The organism is Streptomyces sp. NPDC053427, from assembly GCF_044544985.1.
GTDB lineage: Bacteria > Actinomycetota > Actinomycetes > Streptomycetales > Streptomycetaceae > Streptomyces.
In genome coordinates this window covers 46,538-64,515 of record NZ_JBITYA010000009.1, presented here as the reverse complement: position 1 = coordinate 64,515, position 17,978 = coordinate 46,538, and the positions used below count along the sequence as shown (strand labels likewise).

At 71.1% G+C, this 17,978-nt stretch carries 17 protein-coding genes; 14 read left to right on the top strand and 3 right to left on the bottom strand.

Annotation, left to right across the window (positions count from 1 at the left end; translation table 11 throughout):
* The first annotated feature begins 157 nt into the window (after positions 1–157).
* The 8 genes from ACIGWZ_RS24850 (at position 158) to ACIGWZ_RS24815 (ending at position 8,247) form a co-directional block, all read left to right on the top strand.
* Positions 158–667 carry an ATP-binding protein gene (locus ACIGWZ_RS24850; RefSeq protein ID WP_400068162.1) on the top strand — a complete coding sequence of 170 codons (510 nt, stop codon included), beginning with the start codon at positions 158–160 and terminating at the stop codon, positions 665–667.
* Positions 668–859: 192 nt separating this feature from the next.
* On the top strand, positions 860–1,579 hold the full coding sequence (locus tag ACIGWZ_RS24845; protein WP_400068738.1) for an LPXTG cell wall anchor domain-containing protein: 720 nt from the start codon (positions 860–862) through the stop codon (positions 1,577–1,579).
* A 68-nt stretch (positions 1,580–1,647) separates the two neighbouring features.
* Complete coding sequence (locus ACIGWZ_RS24840) at positions 1,648–2,652, top strand: hypothetical protein (RefSeq protein WP_400068160.1); 1,005 nt, start codon at positions 1,648–1,650, stop codon at positions 2,650–2,652.
* A gap of 110 nt (positions 2,653–2,762) precedes the next feature.
* The gene (locus tag ACIGWZ_RS24835; protein WP_400068736.1) at positions 2,763–3,764 is read left to right on the top strand and encodes a hypothetical protein; all 1,002 of its coding nucleotides are present in this window, start codon (positions 2,763–2,765) and stop codon (positions 3,762–3,764) included.
* Positions 3,765–3,772: 8 nt separating this feature from the next.
* Positions 3,773–5,191 (top strand): hypothetical protein, encoded by a 1,419-nt coding sequence (locus ACIGWZ_RS24830; RefSeq protein ID WP_400068734.1) that lies wholly within the window; start codon positions 3,773–3,775, stop codon positions 5,189–5,191.
* 252 nt (positions 5,192–5,443) lie between these two features.
* Positions 5,444–6,835, top strand: coding sequence for a hypothetical protein (locus ACIGWZ_RS24825; RefSeq protein ID WP_400068158.1), 1,392 nt, complete (start codon positions 5,444–5,446; stop codon positions 6,833–6,835).
* Entirely contained in the window at positions 6,832–7,374 is a 543-nt protein-coding gene (locus tag ACIGWZ_RS24820) for a hypothetical protein (RefSeq protein WP_400068156.1), read from the top strand. Before ACIGWZ_RS24825 ends, ACIGWZ_RS24820 begins: the two co-directional genes overlap by 4 nt.
* Positions 7,375–7,512: 138 nt before the next feature.
* A complete protein-coding gene (locus tag ACIGWZ_RS24815) occupies positions 7,513–8,247 on the top strand; it encodes a TetR/AcrR family transcriptional regulator (protein ID WP_400068154.1) in 735 nt (244 codons plus the stop codon).
* A gap of 93 nt (positions 8,248–8,340) precedes the next feature.
* Here the strand turns inward: ACIGWZ_RS24815 and ACIGWZ_RS24810 are convergent, their stop codons facing one another.
* Entirely contained in the window at positions 8,341–9,870 is a 1,530-nt protein-coding gene (locus tag ACIGWZ_RS24810) for a peptide MFS transporter (RefSeq protein ID WP_400068152.1), read from the bottom strand.
* Positions 9,871–10,358: 488 nt separating this feature from the next.
* Between ACIGWZ_RS24810 and ACIGWZ_RS24805 the strand changes: the two genes are divergently transcribed.
* Positions 10,359–11,039 (top strand): response regulator transcription factor, encoded by a 681-nt coding sequence (locus ACIGWZ_RS24805; protein ID WP_046927718.1) that lies wholly within the window; start codon positions 10,359–10,361, stop codon positions 11,037–11,039.
* Positions 11,040–11,055: 16 nt separating this feature from the next.
* Complete coding sequence (locus ACIGWZ_RS24800) at positions 11,056–12,306, top strand: ATP-binding protein (RefSeq protein ID WP_400068149.1); 1,251 nt, start codon at positions 11,056–11,058, stop codon at positions 12,304–12,306.
* Positions 12,307–12,319: 13 nt separating this feature from the next.
* On the opposite strand, the gene ACIGWZ_RS24795 is transcribed toward ACIGWZ_RS24800, so the two are convergent.
* Positions 12,320–12,877 (bottom strand): GtrA family protein, encoded by a 558-nt coding sequence (locus ACIGWZ_RS24795; protein WP_400068147.1) that lies wholly within the window; start codon positions 12,875–12,877, stop codon positions 12,320–12,322.
* A 137-nt stretch (positions 12,878–13,014) separates the two neighbouring features.
* Positions 13,015–13,446 (bottom strand): protease inhibitor I42 family protein, encoded by a 432-nt coding sequence (locus ACIGWZ_RS24790; RefSeq protein WP_400068145.1) that lies wholly within the window; start codon positions 13,444–13,446, stop codon positions 13,015–13,017.
* Between the two features lie 229 nt (positions 13,447–13,675).
* On the opposite strand from ACIGWZ_RS24790, the gene ACIGWZ_RS24785 reads away from it, so the two are divergent.
* The 4 genes from ACIGWZ_RS24785 (at position 13,676) to ACIGWZ_RS24770 (ending at position 17,962) form a co-directional block, all read left to right on the top strand.
* Entirely contained in the window at positions 13,676–14,806 is a 1,131-nt protein-coding gene (locus tag ACIGWZ_RS24785; protein ID WP_400068732.1) for a 5-(carboxyamino)imidazole ribonucleotide synthase, read from the top strand.
* Positions 14,803–15,339, top strand: a complete 537-nt coding sequence (purE, locus tag ACIGWZ_RS24780; protein WP_400068143.1) for a 5-(carboxyamino)imidazole ribonucleotide mutase — start codon at positions 14,803–14,805, stop codon at positions 15,337–15,339. Before ACIGWZ_RS24785 ends, purE begins: the two co-directional genes overlap by 4 nt.
* Entirely contained in the window at positions 15,336–16,523 is a 1,188-nt protein-coding gene (locus ACIGWZ_RS24775; protein ID WP_400068141.1) for a dipeptidase, read from the top strand. Before purE ends, ACIGWZ_RS24775 begins: the two co-directional genes overlap by 4 nt.
* 215 nt (positions 16,524–16,738) lie before the next feature.
* The gene (locus ACIGWZ_RS24770; protein ID WP_400068139.1) at positions 16,739–17,962 is read left to right on the top strand and encodes a dipeptidase; all 1,224 of its coding nucleotides are present in this window, start codon (positions 16,739–16,741) and stop codon (positions 17,960–17,962) included.
* The last annotated feature ends 16 nt before the right edge of the window (positions 17,963–17,978 follow it).

The window sequence follows — 17,978 nt, the reverse complement described above, 5'->3', positions numbered from 1 at the left end:
CGGATGGTTGCAATCCGGGCACGTAGTACGAGTCACAACTTCCGTACCCAAGAAGTGGGTGTTCTCACGGCCCGGTCGGGCAGGAGACATCTGAATCCGTTGCAACCAGTCAGTATCTGTATTCCGCGAGAAGGCGAATCGGTGAGGTGAAGCGCTGATGAGCACCACCCGGCCGTACCCGCCGGGCGATCTTGGCCCGGAGCCGGGTGGCGCCGGTGCCTCCGCATCCCAGTCCGCCGCCCCGACCGCCGCCCCGGCCGGTCAGGTCCGGCGGCTGCGCCTGGCGGGCACCCGGGGCGCGGTGGCGCGCGGCCGTGACTTCGCCCGGCAGGCCCTGCACGACTGGGGCTGGCTGCCGGCCGCCAACGCCGACCAGCGGGCGGCGGCCGAGGACGTGCTGCTCGTCGTCTCCGAGCTGGTCACCAACGCCTGCCTGCACGCCGAGGGGCCGGAGGAGCTGCGGCTGCGGTGCACCAACAAGGTGCTGCGCCTGGAGGTCAGCGACCTCGGCGCCGGTTCGCCCGCACCGCGCAGCCCGCACCGTCCGGGCCGCCCCGGTGGCCACGGCATGTTCATCGTGCAGCGCCTGTGCCTGGACTGGGGCGTGGTACGCAACGCCGACGGTGCGGGCAAGACCGTCTGGGCGGAGCTCGCCGCGCCGTCCTGACGGGCGGGCGGGAGGGAAAGAGTTGAGCGCGGGCCCGCGGGCCCGCGCTTTGTCGTATACACACCCCTGCGCTCCGATCGGCGCTGCGCTTTGCCTTCCCTCGGCAAGGGCCCGGGCGTACCTTGAGCGCCCAATCTGATGTGCCGTCAGTAACATCCGGCGGTGCACTACCCGGGAGAAGGGGAGATCGAGGTGGCCCGCTTCTGTGCACCACACGGCAGGCGCCCGCGCCGTACGGCCGCTCTTGGCGCGGCCGTGGCGATGACGGCGGGATCCGCGGTGCTGCTCGCCGCACCGGCCGCACACGCCGAGGTCGTCGACGTCAACTACCAGTGCAAGACACCGATCGGAAACAAGGGCGCGGTATCGCCCATCGACATCAAGTCCACCCCCAGCGGCAGTGCGTACAAGCTCGTCATGTCCTTCCAGAAGGGCGTCTCCTCCAGCCCGGTCGAGCTGGGCAAGGGCGCCATGAAACCGAGCGCGCTGATCAAGCTGGGCGGCGCGGACAGCGGTACGGTGCCGGTCGCCGGGCCGCCCAACAGCGAGGCGATACCGGCCAACACCCCCATCAAGATCAGCGACCTGAGCGGTACATACACCCCCAAGGCCGGCGGCAAGGTCACCTTCACGGCCTCCACCCTGACCATCAAGGCCCTGGGCACCACGACCACCTGCACCCCCAGCAACAACCCCAAGCCCTCACTCTCGCTGGACGTCAAGGGCGCCGGCGGTTCGGGCGGCTCCACGGGCGGCACCGGCGGTTCGGCCTCGGGCGGCTCCTCCGGCGGGCAGCTGCCGCAGACCGGGCCCGGGGACTCCGCGATCGCGCTGGGCACCCTCGGCGGCACCGTCCTGCTGGCCGGGGCGGCCGGTGCGCTGTGGCTGACCCGTCGCAACCAGCGGGCGTGACGCGGGGCGCGCCCCCGCCTTCCGTACGCGCACGAGCCTGAGCCGAGCCCGAGCACCAGGAGCCGCCGATGCCGTTCCGTTTTCGCGCAGCGGTCAGCGGTGCGGTCCTTGCGACCGCCGCCGTACTGCTGTGCCCCGCCGCGGCCATGGCCCGGCCCGCCGCACCGGGGTGGTCCGCCGCGCCCGCGCCGGGCGGCGGCGCCCGGCCGAGCGCGCAGGATCGCCCGTACTTCTACCTGGAGGGCACCCCCGGCACCGTCATGACGGACCGGCTGTCCCTCAGCAACCCCTCCGGCCGGGCCGTCACCGTACGGCTGCGCGGCTCGGGCATCGGATCCTGGCTCGAGCTCGCCACGAAGGAGGTGACGATCCCGCCGCGTACGCGCGCCGGTGTGCCGTTCACGGTGACCGTGCCGGGCGGCGCGGCACCCGGCAACCACTCCGGCGCGGTCGTCGCGACCGGCGTCGGCAAGGCGGGCAGGCAGACCAGCGTGCCGGTTCACCTCCGGGTGACCGGGCCGGCGCTGTCCGCACTGACCGTCGAGAACGTGTCGGTGAGCGGGGGAGGGGACGGGGGCGGCCCGGCGGTGATTCGGTATGCGCTGGTCAACAGGGGAAACACCGCGCTGCGGCCGCGGGTTGCGGTGCGCGCCGAGGGCGTCTTCGGCGACGTGCTGCGCCGTGCGGCCCGCTCACTGCCCCATGAGCTACGGCCCGGCCGACGCATCGACCGCACCGAAAAATGGCCGGATCCACCCGGTCTGGACTCGGTGGACGTACGAGTGACGGCGACGGCGGAGGGCGGGGCGCGGGATACCGCGACGGCGACGTACACGGCCGTTCCCTGGCGTGGGGCCGCCGGGGTGGCCCTCGTCCTGGTGGCGGGGGCGGGCGGCCGGGTGCTCGTGCACAGGCGGCGCACGGCAGGGGCGGGCGGCGCGGAAACGGACGCCGCGAGCGGGGGCGGTTCCGGCCAACTCGCCCTCCGGGAACGGGAATTGGCGAGCGCAGGATCGGGATCGGGAAACGGCACGGGATCGGGATCGGTACCGGGATCAGGAGCGCGACAGTGAACGGCCAGACGGATACGGCGGCGACCCCCCGCACCACGACCCCCCGCACCACGACCCCCCGCACCACGGACTCCCCCACCACACACCCCGCCACCGCGACGCGGCGGGCCGTGGCCGCCCTCGCGCTCTGTGCCGCCCTCGCGCTGGCCCTGCTCCCCGCCGCCGCGAACGCCACCGCCGCCGCGGCCGACGGGCGGCCCTCCGTACACCTCTCCCAAAAGGAGGCGGGCAAGGGCGGCACCCTCACCGTGACCGGCCGCGGCTGGCGGCCCAAGACGCTGCTCACCCTGCTGATCTGCGGGCAGAACATGATCGGCGGCACCAATGCCTGCGCGAACGGGGACGGGCGGGCCGTCACCACCGACGCGCACGGCGCCTTCCACCGGAGTCTCCCGGTCGCCGAACCGCCCAAGCCCTGTCCCTGTGTGGTGCATGTGGCGACGGTGACCGGTGCGGCGGCCGCGGCGGACGCCGCGTTCAAGGTGGCGGGTCACCCCGTGGCGCCGCTGCCCAAGGAGAGCACCGGCGGACGGCTGACCGTTCTGGCCGCACCACGGCTGGCGGGCAGCAGCGGACTGCTGACGTGGTTCGGCGCCCCGCCGCAGCGCGACCTGGTCCTCACCGTCGGCAATCTCGGCTCGGCGCCGGCCCGGAACCCGGTTTTCCAGGTCGGCACCTCGCACGGCGTGTTCGCGCCCGAGTGGGAGGACCAGCAGTGGCGGGGGACCGTGCCCGCCGGGAAGAAGGCCGAGGTCAGGCTGCCGGTGGAGCTGGCCGCCGGGGCGCACGGCGACTATCTGGTCTCCCTCAAGTACGGCGGCAAGGTTCTGGTGGAGCAGCCGTGGGGGGTGGGCCGGCCGTGGGGCGTGACGCTGTTCTGGGTGCTGCTGTGCCTGGTGATCCCGACCGCGGTGTTCCGCATCGGGATGGCGGTCGTGGACCGCGTACGCCCACGCCGGCCGGCCGCCGCCACCCGTCACCGCCGGCACAGGACCGCACGACGAAGCGTGACCAGGGACGCCGGCGAGAGCGCCGCGCTGCCGTGGTTCACCCCGGACACCGCACCGTCCACCACATCAACCGAACGAACCCCATCGAAAGGTTCCGCGTGATGATGCTGATGAGGCAACGGAGGAGAGCGGGGGTGGCCGCGGCGGCCGCTCTGGTGCTCTCGGGTGCGGGGGTACTGGCCTTGGCCGGTCCCGCCCAGGCGGCGGAGGTGTCGTACCAGACGGAGTGTCTGCCGCCGCCGATATCCGGGCTGCCGCCGATCGAGGGCGTCACGAAGGCGGCGGTCAGCGCGCCGGCGACCGCCAAGGTGGGCGACGAGATCGAGGTGGTCTGGAAGACGGTTGAGGGGGCCTCCAAGAACCCCGACATCCTCGACCTGGGCGAGAACACCGTCCAGCCGACCGGCACGATCAAGGTGGCGGGCGCGCAGACCGGCGATCTGCCGATGGAGGGGCCGCGCGAGAATCCGCCGATCCCCAAGGGCAGCCCGATGAAGCTGTCGGACATGAAAGGCAAGCTGAAGCTGGAGAAGCCGGGTGAGGTGACCCTGTCGCCCGGCTTCTACAACATCAACGTCAGCAAGCCGATCTCCACGGACACCAAATGCTCGCCCAAGGAGACGGTGCCGCCCGCGGTCACCATCAAGGTGACGGACGGCGGGGGCGACTCCGGCGGGACGACGAGCGGCGGCACGACCGACGGCGGAACGACCAGTGGCGGCACGACCAGCGGTGGCACCTCCGCCGGTACGGACTCCGGCGGCAGCACCGCCGGCGGTACGAGCGCCGGCTCGTCCGGGACGACCTCCGGCTCCTCAGGTTCCACCGGTTCCTCCGGCTCCACCGGCGGTTCCGGCCAAGACCCCGACGGCACCGCGTACAAGGGCAAGGAGATCCAGGTCCCCTACGCCTGCAAGACCCCCATCGGGGACAAGAAGGCGATCTCGCCGGTGCAGATCAACGCCGTGAAGAAGGGGGGCGGTTACGACCTGACGGTGCAGTTCAAGAAGTCCGTCATGGACAGCCCGGCGGACATCCCCAAGGACTCGGTCAAGCCGTCGATGGACGTCAAGGTGGGCGGCGCGGACAAGGGGTCGGTCAAGGTGGAGGGCCCGACCAACGACCAGCCCATCAAGTCGGGCGAACCGATCGAGATCCCGGATCTGAAGGGCACGTACAAGCCGGGCGCCACCGGCAAGGCGACGCTGACGCCGGGCGTGCTCACCGTCAACGCCCTGGGGACGACCACGACCTGCACCCCTGAGAAGGACCCGGGCGCCTCGCTCACGCTGGACACCTCGGCACAGCCGGGCGGCACGTCCGGTGGCGCGACGGGCGGCTCGTCGGGTGGTGCGTCGGGCGGCGCGGCCGGATCCGCCACCGGCGGCAGCGGCAGCGCCGGCGGCCTCGCCGAGACCGGCGCCACCGACCACGGCAGCCTGACCGCCCTCGGGCTGGTCGCCGGCACCGTCATCCTGCTCGGCGGCGCCGTCTTCACCTTCACCCCGTGGCGGCGGCTGCACCGCTAGACCGGGCACAGGCCAGGGGCCGGCACACGGCGCTTCACAGCCGTGTGCCGGCCCCTTGCTGTGGCCGCTGCGGCCGTCGCTTCCGACGTGCCGTCACGACTCCTCGGGCGAAGGGAGGTTGGGCGCACTCCGGGGCGGCGTGCGCCCCCTCCGTGCCTCGACGCCTCGTCGCGTAACGGATGACTACGAAGTAACTCGACGATAGTTTGTAATGGCTCGTTACTCGGAGGAGATCGTAAGGAGTGCTGCCCTATGGGGTCGATGAATCTGGAACGGAAGTCCGGGCGCCCGGTGGAACCGGATCTCGTCTTCTTCCTGATGCCGTACGAGAGAAAGACCGTCGCCGACGGCTCTGAGCTGGACTTCAATCTCTTCTACCAGGAGCTTCGCGATGAGCTCGTGAGCAAGATGCAGATGCGGGTCGAGCGGGCCGACGAGAACGGGGACAGCAGCGTCGGACTGCTGGAGGCCGCCTGGGACGGGGTCGACCGGGCCGGCATCGTGGTCGTGGACCTGTCCGTCCCGTCGACATCCGTCGCGATGGAGCTGGGCTGGGCGATGTGCCTGCACAAGCGGATGGTCGTGCTCGCGTACGAAGGCGCGGACGTGCCGACGAACGTGCGCGGCCAGCTGCGACCCATCCCCTACACCCAGGACATGCAGCGGATCCGCAAGCTCAAGGAGGACCTCAAGGAGCGGATCCGGACCGAACTCCGTCGCACCGACCCCGAGATGGACCTCAAGGCGCGCACCGGTTCCGGAGCGTTCGAGGCCACCACGACGGTGGAGATCGCCTGTCGGGACCACGTCTTCGTACGGGACATCAACGACGCCCGGCGCAGTGCCGAGCTGCGCCGGGAGGACCTGGGCTACGACGAAATGCTCCCCGAGGACATGGCCACCCACAAGGACTACTGCCAGGGCAGCACGGTCACCGGCTGCTTTGTGACCGACGACGAGGGACGGGTCAAGTTCACCCGGCGGCACCGGCAGAGCGATCCCTGGCCGCGGCGGGTGTCCGCCTACCTCCCACGGCAGATCCAGTCCGCACGGGTCACCAACATCGGTCCCTCGGGCGCCTTCATCCGGCTCTCCGCGGAGGGCGGCAAGTCCTTCATCCCGCCGTATCAGGCGCGGGCCGCGGGACTGGCCGAAGGCGACGAGATCCAGGTGCGGATCACCAAGGTCGACCCCCAGCAGCGACGTATCGACGTCGCGCTGGCCGAGGCGCCGAAGGCGAATCTGACGGAACCGCCCGAGGGGGAGTATCCGAAGGTGGGGGAGCGGTTCGTCGGGACGCTGTTCGACGTGAACCTGGGCGGCGGATTCGTGAAGGTGCGGCTCGGCGGATATCGCCGGCTGGGACTTCTGCACTTCACGAACATGAGCGATGAGCTCTGGCAGGCCATGCGCGCCGGTTCGGTGACCAAGGGCAGTGAAGTGCATGTCGTCGTCTCCAAGGTCGTGCCGTCGCGGGGGCGGGTCGCGCAGTGGGACATCGGTCTGGAACAGGCGGCCGATGCCGCCGAACTGCTCGTCACGGGACAGCCGGACGCGGCCGTGCTCCCCGTCGTACCCGGGCAACTGGGACGGGCCGCGGAGGCCGGCACCCAAGAGCACTTCGAGGGAGACCCGGTCGCATGACCGGCCTCCCGGGCGGCGGCCCTTCGGGCCTCGCCCCTCGCCTGTGGAACGGCGCGGTCACCCCGCAGGACTACGCCACGGCGGGCGGTGAGAAATACCAATCGGCGGTCATGGAGCAGTACAAGCTCTATGTGGAGATGGCGGACCGGATCAGCGCGCGCCGCAGCCTGACGAACACCTTCTTCCTCACGGTGAATGCCGCGCTGCTCACCGCCGCCGGTGCCGTGAGCCGCTCGTTCCTCAGGGAATTACCGGTCTGGGGACTGCTGCTCGCCGCGCTGGTCGGATGCTGCCAGTGCACGGTGTGGCTGCTGCTGATCCGCTCGTACAAGCAGCTCAACGGGGCGAAGTACCGGGTCATCGGAGAGCTGGAGAAGCGGCTGCCCGCTCGGCTCTACCTGGAGGCCGAGTGGTCGGAGCTGGGCGAAGGGAAGTCGTGGAAGGACTATGTGCCGCTCACCCGGGTGGAGTTGGCGGTACCCGGCACGTTCGCGGTGCTCTATGCGGTGGCGTTGGGGATGGTGCTGATCGCGCGATGACGGAATGAGCGATGCGGCGGCGGCCGCGAACGGGGCCGGGACCACAGGCGTGTTCCCGGCCCCGCCGCTCCGTGCCTGCTCAGGACGGCCTACAGTCGGCACGGGGCCACCGCGAGACACGGGAGAGGGCTGGGCAGAGTGAGTGCAGCAACCCGACGTGACCGCCTGCGCATCCAGATGTCGGAAGAGGTCCGGGCCAGCGCGCGGGAGATCATCACCAGCCAGGGCGTGGAAGCGCTCACCCTGGCGGAGATCGCCCGCCGGGTCGGCGTCACCCCGGCCGCGCTGTACCGGCATTTCCCGGGGGGTCTGGAAGACATCGTCCGGCACGCCGCCCGGGACATCGTCACCGAATTGGCGTCCGCGCTGCAGGCCGCGGTCGACGGGGAGGACGAGACCGACTACGCCGCCCGCATGATTGCCCCGTGCCGCGTCTTCCGGCGGTGGGCCCTCGCCCATCGCCAGGAGTTCAGCCTGCTGTTCGGCACGCCGACCAAGGCGGCCGGCGACGCCCAGGCGGAAATGACCAGCGAATGGGTACGGGAGCTGGCCAAGGTCTGGGGCCTGGTGTTCATGCAGTTCTGGGCGGCCCGTCCGTTCGTCATCCGGGCCGATGACGCCCTCGACCCCCGCCTCGCGGCGCAGATGGCCGAATACCGCGCGGCGACCGGGGTGGAGATCCCGCTGGGCGCCCTCGCCGTCATGCTCTCCTGCTGGCGGGGGATCTACGGGCAGGTGGCGCTGGAGGTCTTCGACCATTTCGCGCCGCTGATGAACGCCGATCAGGAGCCGATGTTCGAGATGCTGATGCGGGAGCTGATGACCGGCATGGGGCTGGGCGAGGAGTACCGGCCCCCGGAACCGGCCTCCTGACGCGCCGGACCACGGGGTGCGCCACCGCAACGCGCAAGGCAAAGGGCCCGGTACGCAGCGGCGTACCGGGCCCTTCCCTGACTGCGGGTCGCGTCAGCGGACGTCGCCCATGAGCGCGACGATCTTCTTACGGCTCATCCACACCGCGAAGCCGGCCAGCACCGCCATCCCGGCCTCGACGGCCAGCACCGGGATACCGCTCAGATCCGCGCCGCCGGTGGACAGCAGACTGGTGATGCAGTCGCCCGCGGTGACGGCCAGGAACCACACGCCCAGCATCTGGCTCGCGTACTTCTGCGGCGCCATCTTGGTGGTCACCGACAGGCCGACCGGGGACAGGCACAGCTCGCCGATGGTCTGGATCATGTAGATGGACAGCAGCCACATCGGGCTGACCTTCGTACCGTCCGAGGCCATCATCATCGGAACGATGAAGACGAAGAACGAGGCGCCGATGAAGAACATCGCCATCGAGAACTTCACCGTGGTGCTCGGCTCGCGGTCGCGGCGCGCCAGCCACAGCCACAGCCAGGCGAAGACCGGGGCGAGGGCCATGACCCACAGCGGGTTCACGGACTGGAACCACGAGGACGGGAAGCTCAGCCCGAAGACCTCGCCGTTCGTCTTCTTCTCCGCGAAGACGGACATCGTCGAGCCCGCCTGGTCGAAGATCATCCAGAACACCGCGGCGGCCACGAAGAACCAGATGTAGCCGCTGACCTTGGTCTGCTCGGTGTGGGTCAGCTCCTTGTCGCGCTTGATGCGCGCCAGGACCGTGATCGGAATGATCAGACCGAGCAGGGCGAGCGGGACCAGCGCCCAGTTCATGGTGAAGTGACCGGTGAAGCCGACGACGGCGTAGAAGACCGCGGCGACGGCGACCCAGATCAGGCCCTTGCGCAGCCACATGGCGCGCTCCTGCGCCTGCAGCGGGGTCGGCACGACGCTGGACTTCGGGTCGAGGTGGCGGGTGCCGATCAGGAACGTCACCAGGCCCAGGCCCATACCGACCGCCGCCAGCGCGAAGCCCAGGTGCCAGTTGACGCTCTGGCCGACGGTGCCGATGACCAGCGGCGCCGCGAAGGCACCGATGTTGATGCCCATGTAGAAGATGGTGAAGCCGCCGTCCCGGCGCGGGTCCTGGGGACCGTCGTAGAGGTGGCCGACCATCGTCGAGATATTGGCCTTCAGCAGGCCCGAGCCCACCGCGACCAGCGCCAGACCCGCGAAGAATCCGGCCTGCCCCGGGATGGCCAGCGCCAGGTGGCCGGTCATGATGACACCGGCCGCGATGGCGACGGTCTTCCGCGGGCCCCAGATGCGGTCGCCGATCCAGCCGCCGGGCATGGCCAGCAGGTAGACCATTGCCACGTAGACGGAGTAGATGGCCGAGGCGGTGGCCGCGTTCATGGCCAGACCGCCGCCCTGGGCGCCCTTTTCGGCGTCCGGGCCGCCGGAGATCAGATAGACCACGAGCAGGGCGCGCATGCCGTAATAGCTGAAGCGCTCCCACATCTCGGTCATGAAGAGGGGGGCCAGGCCGCGGGGGTGGCCGAAGAAGGTTTTGCCGCCGTCTGCAGGGTTCCCCTGCCGGGCAGCGTCCTTCGTCAGGCTGGACGCCATGGAGGTTCCTTGGTCTGCTCGGGACGCGCTCGGTGACCGTTACGCGCCCTTGTGGGGGTTGACCGGCACCGGTGCAGACAGGCCCGCCCCACGTCCGGGGGGGTCGGCACCGCGCAGAACGGCACCGGCAGGACGGTCTTACACCGGGATCCACGCCCCCCGTGCTGCTAGCGCGGTGGACCCGGTCGACAGGTCAGTCACTGTGTACCGGGGCTGGTGGTTGCCAGCCCCGCACACAACAGGGACCGATGACACCAGTTGAGAGTCAGCGGCCCAAAGGTTGTGCGATGGACGTCCCGACACCATACGTGTCGTTCCGCCACCATTGGGCGTCGTGAGACAACGCTCACACTGCCGTCGGGAACCGTTTGGCGCCGCCTCGCCGAGGGTGCCCAGCTCATGGCCACGGAGGGGGCGGAAACGGCCGGTCGTCGCCCGTCCGTGCTGGTCCGCCCCTCGGCCGCCGCACCTCGGACTACCATCGGCCCATGACCCGTGTACTGCTCGCCGAGGATGACGCGTCCATCTCGGAGCCGCTCGCCCGCGCACTGCGCCGCGAGGGTTACGAAGTCGAGGTGCGCGAGGACGGCCCCACGGCGCTCGACGCCGGTCTCCAGGGCAATATCGACCTGCTCGTGCTCGACCTGGGGCTGCCCGGCATGGACGGCCTCGAGGTCGCCCGCCGGCTGCGCAACGAAGGCCACTCCTTCCCGATCCTGGTACTGACCGCCCGCGCGGACGAGGTGGACACCGTCGTCGGCCTGGACGCCGGCGCCGACGACTACGTCACCAAGCCCTTCCGGCTCGCCGAACTCCTGGCCCGGGTGCGGGCCCTGCTGCGCCGCGGCTCCACCGCCGAGCCCCAGCAGCCGCCCGCCACCCATGGCGTACGGATCGATGTGGAGTCGCACCGGGCATGGATGGGCGACGACGAACTCCAGCTGACGGCAAAGGAGTTCGACCTGCTACGGGTTCTGGTACGGGACGCCGGCCGGGTCGTCACCCGCGACCAGCTGATGCGCGAGGTCTGGGACACCACCTGGTGGTCGTCCACCAAGACGCTGGACATGCACATCTCCTGGCTGCGCAAGAAGCTCGGTGACGACGCCGCCAACCCGCGCTACATCGCCACCGTTCGCGGTGTCGGCTTCCGATTCGAAAAAAGCTGAAAAGAGCCAGGAGCCTGTGCGCCGCCGCTTGATCAATTCCACGCTCGCCGTGGTGCTCGTCGTCATCGCCGTCTTCGGCGTCTCGCTGGTCATCGTCGAGACCCGCACGATCCAGGCGGGCGCGCAGGAGAGCGTGGTGTCCGAGGCGGTCCGGCTGGTGGGGATAGTCGAGAGCCGGCTGGGCAGCGGCGAGAAGATCACTCCGGAGATCCTCTCCGAACAGATCACGGCCAAGCGGTACGCCGAGATCCGGGTGCCCGGCAAGGCCGCGCCGATCGAGATCGGGCGGCGCCCGTCGGGCGATGTCATCGAGTCGGAGGTCAAGGGCGACCGCGGCGAGTCCGTCATGGTCCAGGAGTCCCGCTCCACGGTCAGCGCGGAGATCGGCCGGACCCTGCTGGTCATCCTGGCCGTCGCGCTGCTGGCGATCATCGCCGCCGTCATCCTGGCCGTACGCCAGGCCCGCCGGCTGACCGCGCCGCTCACCGACCTCGCCGAGACCGCCGAACGGCTGGGCTCCGGCGACCCCCGCCCGCGCCACCGCCGTTACGGCGTCCAGGAACTCGACCGGGTCGCCGACGTACTGGACGCCAGCGCCGAACGCATCGCCCGGATGCTGACCGCCGAACGCCGGCTCGCCGCCGACGCCTCCCACCAGCTGCGCACCCCGCTGACCGCGCTGTCCATGCGGCTGGAGGAGATCACCGTCACCGACGACCCGGACACCGTCAAGGAAGAGGCCACCATCGCGCTGGCCCAGGTGGAGCGGCTGACCGATGTCGTCCAGCGGCTGCTGACCAATTCCCGCGATCCGCGCACCGGCTCGGCCGTCGCCTTCGACCTCGACGAGGTGGTCAAGCAGCAGGTCGAGGAGTGGCGCCCGGCCTACCGCAGCGCCGGGCGGGCCATCGTCCGCTCCGGCAAGAAGGGGCTACGGGCCGTCGGCACGCCGGGAGCGGTCGCCCAGGTGCTGGCCACGCTGATCGAGAACTCCCTGATGCACGGCGCCGGAACGGTCGCGCTGCGCACCCGCGTCACCGGCAACCAGGCGGTCGTCGAGGTCACCGACGCCGGTCCCGGTGTCCCGCCGGACCTCGGCTCGCGGGTCTTCGAGCGGACCGTCTCCGGCCGCAACTCCACCGGGCTGGGGCTCGCCGTGGCCCGCGATCTGGCGGAGGCGGACGGCGGCCGGCTGGAGCTGCTCCAGCAGCATCCGCCGGTGTTCGCGCTGTTCCTGGCGCGGGAGGCGGAGAGCGTCGAGGAGTGAGGCGCGGCGCCCGCTACGTGCGGGAGCCGCTGCGGGCGGCCCGCGCCGGGCCGCCGACGCTCTCCGGGCTCCTGATCCCCTCCGCGCCGTCGGCGCCGTCGGCCAGGAAGGACTCGGCGGTCTCCACGGCTTCCCGGGCGGGCAGCGCCTGGAACACCCAGGTGCGGTACGACCAGAAGCGGAAGAGCGTCGCGATGCCGATGCCGACGAACTTGAAGACGTTGCTCTGCAGCGGGCTGTCCCAGTCGAAGCCGTAGGTCGCGGTGTAGAGCACGCCGTTCTCGATGACCAGGCCGATCACGCTGAACAGCAGGAAGAGCGTGAGTTCCTTGGTGCGGCCCTGTTTGTCGCGGTCGCGGTAGGTGAAGTAGCGGTAACCGAGGTAGTTGGTGCCGGTGGCCACGACCGTGGCCACGATGCTGGCCCGGACGACCGGGATCTCGGTCAGATGCCGTACGAGGTTGAACACGGCGAAGTTCACGAACACGCCCGCGCCGCCGACCGCGCCGAATTTCACCACTTCCCGGGTGAGCGCCTGAAGCCTCGACCGCAGCGCGCTCCGTTCACTCATGGTGATCGTTCAGCTCCCGTCGTGGGCGGATGTCGGCGGCCGTCAACCCTGGTCCGCTCCCTCATGCTAACCACGGGTACCAAGCGGTGCCCGCCGCCGGTCAACTCCGGCCACGAACTCCGCGGGCCCGGTCCGGTTCAGCCGACCGTGATACGGAAAACGAGACTCCGGGCGCCGTCCGCGCCGCCGGCTCCGGTGTCGCACCGCCGGCAGCGCAGCAGCCGCAGATCCGTACGGCCCGCGCCGACCGCCTCGAAGTCGAAGTAGCGGGAGCCGCCCTCGCCGGACGGCGGCGGCTCGTCCGCTTCGAGGTGGTTTCCGGCGGGCTTCAGAACGGCCGGATCGGGACGTGGGGCGGCGACGACCCAGTGGAGGCCGTCGGCGGGCCCGTCCGGGACCCGTATCTCGAAGTGCTCGCCGGCCCGGACGGATATCTCGGTGCTGCCGGGGTCGTAGACCTTCGGTCCGGACAGCTGGCTGACGACGGAGTGGACCGCGATCAGCAGTGTGACGATCGCGACGGCGATCACCAGCAGCCGGGAGTTCCTCGCTATGTCACCGGTCCCCATCCGCTCTCTCCTTCGCCTCGCCGGTCCGCGGCCCCGGCCGGTCCGCGGGCCTGTCGACCCACAGCCTCGCCGATCCCCGGCGCCGCCGTCCCCGGACCGCACCGATCTTCGCCAGGCGGTCTTCGCGGGTGATCCCCGAACGTTCGTATTCGGAGGATCATCCAAAGACGGGTCGGGGCAGCGCTGATGTGCGGATACCCTGGGGAGCGTGACGTTCCCGGTAGTCGGCATGGTCGGCGGCGGTCAGCTCGCCCGTATGACCCACGAGGCGGGTATCCCCCTCGGCATCAAGTTCAAGCTCCTCAGTGACACCCCGCAGGACTCGGCGGCCCAGGTGGTGAGCGAGGTCGTCATCGGCGACTACCGCGACCTGGAGACGCTGCGCGCCTTCGCTCGCGGCTGCGATGTGATCACCTTCGATCACGAGCACGTTCCCACCGAGCACTTGCGGGCGCTGGAGGCCGACGGCATTCCCGTGCGGCCCGGTCCCGAGGCGCTGGTGCACGCCCAGGACAAGGGGGTGATGCGCGCGAAGCTGGACGCGATCGGCGTGCCCTGTCCGCGGCACCGCATCGTCTCCGACCCCCAGGACGTGGAGCGGTTCGCCGAGGAGGGCGAGGGCTTCCCGGTGATCCTCAAGACCGTCCGAGGGGGGTACGACGGCAAGGGAGTATGGCTCGTACGATCCTCCAAGGAGGCGGCCGAGCCGTTCCGTGCGGGAGTGCCCGTTCTGGCCGAGGAGAAGGTCGACTTCGTCCGGGAACTGGCCGCCAATGTCGTCCGCTCGCCGCACGGCCAGGCCGTCGCCTATCCCGTCGTGGAGTCGATCCAGGTCGACGGCGTCTGCGACACCGTGATCGCCCCGGCGCCCGGCCTGTCCGCCTCCCTCGCGGCGCGGGCCCAGCAGCTCGCCCTGCGCATCGCCGACGAGCTCGACGTCACCGGCCACCTCGCGGTCGAGCTGTTCGAGGTCAGGGACGCCGACGGCGAGCCCGCGGTCCTCGTCAACGAGCTCGCGATGCGCCCGCACAACTCCGGCCACTGGACCCAGGACGGCGCGATCACCTCGCAGTTCGCCAACCACGTCCGCGCCGTGCTCGACCTTCCGCTGGGCGATCCGCGCCCGCGCGCCACGTGGACGGTGATGGCCAACGTCCTCGGCGGCGACTATCCCGACATGTATGCGGCGTATCTGCATTGCATGGCACGCGATCCCCAGCTGAAGATCCACATGTACGGAAAGGACGTGAAGCCCGGCCGCAAGGTCGGTCACGTCAACACCTACGGCGACGACCTTGCCGACGTGCGCGAGCGCGCCGCGCACGCCGCCGGCTATCTGCGAGGAACAATCACCGAATGACAAGCAGCTCTCCTGCCGTCGGCGTCGTCATGGGCTCCGACTCCGACTGGCCCGTCATGGAGGCCGCCGCCCAGGCCCTCGCCGAGTTCGAGATCCCCTTCGAGGTCGATGTCGTCTCGGCGCACCGGATGCCGCGCGAGATGATCGCCTACGGCGAGGACGCCGCCGAGCGCGGCCTGAAGGTGATCATCGCGGGCGCCGGGGGAGCCGCCCACCTCCCGGGGATGCTGGCCTCGGTCACCCCGCTCCCGGTCATCGGCGTGCCCGTGCCGCTCAAGTACCTGGACGGCATGGACTCCCTGCTCTCCATCGTCCAGATGCCCGCCGGCGTCCCGGTGGCCACCGTCTCGGTCGGCGGCGCCCGTAACGCCGGGCTGCTCGCCGCCCGGATCCTCGCCGCCCACGACCCCGAACTCCTCACCCGTATGCGGGAGTTCCAGCAGGAGCTGAACGACCAGGCCACCGAGAAGGGCAAGCGGCTGCGCAACAAGGTCGCGACCCCCAGCGGCTTCGGCTTCGGCAGCGGCAAGTGAGCGCCTCCCGGGACGCCGCGGCGGACCTGCTCGCGCGCTGGCCCGTCGTCGACGGCCACAACGACCTGCCCTGGGCGCTGCGCGAGCAGGTCCGCTACGACCTCGACCGGCGCGATATCGCCGGCGACCAGTCCGCCCATCTGCACACCGACATCCCCCGGCTGCGGGCCGGCGGCGTCGGCGCCCAGTTCTGGTCCGTCTACGTACGGGCCGACTACGTCGGCGACACGGCGGTCAGCGCCACCCTCGAACAGATCGATGTCGTACGGCAGTTGATCGCCCGCTACCCCGACGACCTGCGGGCGGCGCACACCGCCGGCGACATGGAGGCGGCCCGCGCGCAGGGCCGGATCGCGTCCCTGATGGGCGCCGAGGGCGGCCACTCCATCAACAACTCCCTCGCCACGCTGCGCGCCCTGTACGAGCTGGGCGTGCGCTATATGACGCTCACCCACAACGATTCGCTGGCGTGGGCCGACTCGGCGACGGACGAGCCGCGGGCCGGCGGCCTCAGCGCCTTCGGCGAGGAGGTGGTCCGCGAGATGAACCGCCTCGGCATGCTCGTCGACCTCTCCCACGTCGCCGCCACGACCATGCGCGACGCGCTCCGGGTCAGCCGGGCGCCGGTGATCTTCTCGCACTCCTCCGCGCGCGCCGTCTGCGACCACCCGCGCAACGTCCCCGACGACGTCCTGGCCCAGCTGCCCGCCAACGGCGGCACCGCGATGGCCACCTTCGTGCCGAAGTTCGTGCTGCCGGCCGCCGGGGAATGGACGCTGCGCGCCGACGAGAACATGCGTGCGCACGGGCTGCACCACCTCGACACCACCGAGGCGGGCATGACGGTCCAGCGGGCCTTCGAGGCCGCCCACCCGCGGCCGAAGGCCACCGCGGCCACCGTCGCCGACCACCTCGACCATATGCGTGAGGTCGCGGGCGTCGACCACATCGGTATCGGCGGCGACTACGACGGCACCGCCTTCACCCCCGCCGACCTGGCCGATGTCGCCGGTTACCCGAACCTGCTGGCCGAGCTGCTGGACCGCAAGTGGTCCGAGGCCGACCTCGCCAAGCTCACCTGGCAGAACGCGGTCCGCACGCTGCGCGCCGCCGAGGACGTGGCGCGCGAGGAACAGGGCCGCCGTGGCCCCTCCCACGCGACGATCGAGCAGCTGGACGGCTAGGGCCTGTCGAGGGGGCCGGGGCGGACGGCTCCGGCGGGGCAACCGAGCTTCCCGGCCCCCATCCACCGCACCACCGCGACGGACGGTGCTAACCCGTACGCATCGCTCACCGCGAACCGTACGGGCCCGCGTGCGACGGTGGCGTCACCATTGCCCGCCCGACGTCCACAACGAGCTCCCCCGACCGCGCGCCCCTCCCCGGGAGGAAGAACGCCATGGCCGATCTCGCCCCCGCCGAGCTGACCGACTCCACCGGCATTGCGGAGATATCCGGTGTCATCGACCCCGACGAGGCCCTCGACCCGGAGGCCGGCGCCGAGTCCGACGGCCCGCTGCCGCTCAATCTGCGCGGCCCGCTCGCCCGGGCCCGCGCCCTGCTCGCCGCGTACCCCGTCGTCGACGGCTGCAACGGCCTCCCGTGGGAACTGCGCCAGCGCACCGGCCACGACCTGACCCCCGGCCACCGCTTCGACCTGGACCACGGCGAGACCGGGGTACGCACCGACATCCCGCGGCTGCGGGCCGGCGGCGTCGGCGGCCAGTTCTGGTCCCTCCAGGTGCCGACCGACCTGACCGGCGAGGCGGCCGTCAGCGCGACGCTGGAGCAGATCGACTTCGTCCACGCGCTGGTCCGCGCCTACCCCGACGCGCTGCACCTCGCGCTCTCCGCGGACGATATGACCGAGGCCCGCGACCACGGCCGGATAGCCTCGCTGCTCGGCTCCGCCGGCGGTCACGCCATCGACAGCTCGCTGGGCGTCCTGCGGTCCTTCTACCGGCTCGGCGTACGCTCCCTGGCGCTCACCGCCGACCGCAACACCCCTTGGGCGGACTCCGCCACCGACGCGCCAGGGGCCCGCGGGCTGACGCCGTTCGGCGAGGAGGTGGTCCGCGAGATGAACCGCCTCGGCATGCTGATCGACCTGTCGTGGTGCTCCGCCGACACCATGCGGCACACCCTCGCGATCACCAAGTCCCCGGTGCTGCTGTGCCACACGGCGGCCCGCGCGGTCACCGGGCACGCCCGTAACGTCCCCGACGAGGTGCTCACGCTGCTGCCCCACAACGGCGGGGTCTGCATGGTCACCTTCACCCCGGAACACCTCGCGTGCGGCAGCGTCCCCGCCTCCGTCCAGGACGTCGCCGACCACCTCGACCACATCCGGACGGTGGCCGGACCCGACCACGTCGGCCTCGGCGCCGGCTTCGACACCGATCCGGCCAGTACGCACCGCAGCCCGGTCCCGGACGTCGCGGGCTATCCGTTGGTGATCGCCGAACTCATCGACCGGGGCTGGTCCTTCCGCGATCTTGCCGCTCTGACCTGGGGCAATGCGCTGCGGGCGGTGCGCGGCGCGGAGCTCGTCGCGCGCGCGGTACGGGGCCGCCGGGTCCCGTCCACCGCGACCATCGCGCGGCTGGACGGGCCACGGGTGTGAGCGCCCGGAGCGGCCG

Coding starts and splice junctions, on each gene's coding strand:
- ACIGWZ_RS24840 (WP_400068160.1), top strand. CDS start 1,648: ATGCCGTTCCGTTTTCGCGCAGCGGTCAGCGGTGCGGTCCTTGCGACC.
- ACIGWZ_RS24785 (WP_400068732.1), top strand. CDS start 13,676: ATGGTCGGCGGCGGTCAGCTCGCCCGTATGACCCACGAGGCGGGTATC.
- ACIGWZ_RS24830 (WP_400068734.1), top strand. CDS start 3,773: ATGAGGCAACGGAGGAGAGCGGGGGTGGCCGCGGCGGCCGCTCTGGTG.
- ACIGWZ_RS24805 (WP_046927718.1), top strand. CDS start 10,359: ATGACCCGTGTACTGCTCGCCGAGGATGACGCGTCCATCTCGGAGCCG.
- purE (WP_400068143.1), top strand. CDS start 14,803: ATGACAAGCAGCTCTCCTGCCGTCGGCGTCGTCATGGGCTCCGACTCC.
- ACIGWZ_RS24810 (WP_400068152.1), bottom strand. CDS start 9,870: ATGGCGTCCAGCCTGACGAAGGACGCTGCCCGGCAGGGGAACCCTGCA.
- ACIGWZ_RS24770 (WP_400068139.1), top strand. CDS start 16,739: ATGGCCGATCTCGCCCCCGCCGAGCTGACCGACTCCACCGGCATTGCG.
- ACIGWZ_RS24825 (WP_400068158.1), top strand. CDS start 5,444: ATGGGGTCGATGAATCTGGAACGGAAGTCCGGGCGCCCGGTGGAACCG.
- ACIGWZ_RS24795 (WP_400068147.1), bottom strand. CDS start 12,877: ATGAGTGAACGGAGCGCGCTGCGGTCGAGGCTTCAGGCGCTCACCCGG.
- ACIGWZ_RS24820 (WP_400068156.1), top strand. CDS start 6,832: ATGACCGGCCTCCCGGGCGGCGGCCCTTCGGGCCTCGCCCCTCGCCTG.
- ACIGWZ_RS24850 (WP_400068162.1), top strand. CDS start 158: ATGAGCACCACCCGGCCGTACCCGCCGGGCGATCTTGGCCCGGAGCCG.
- ACIGWZ_RS24790 (WP_400068145.1), bottom strand. CDS start 13,446: ATGGGGACCGGTGACATAGCGAGGAACTCCCGGCTGCTGGTGATCGCC.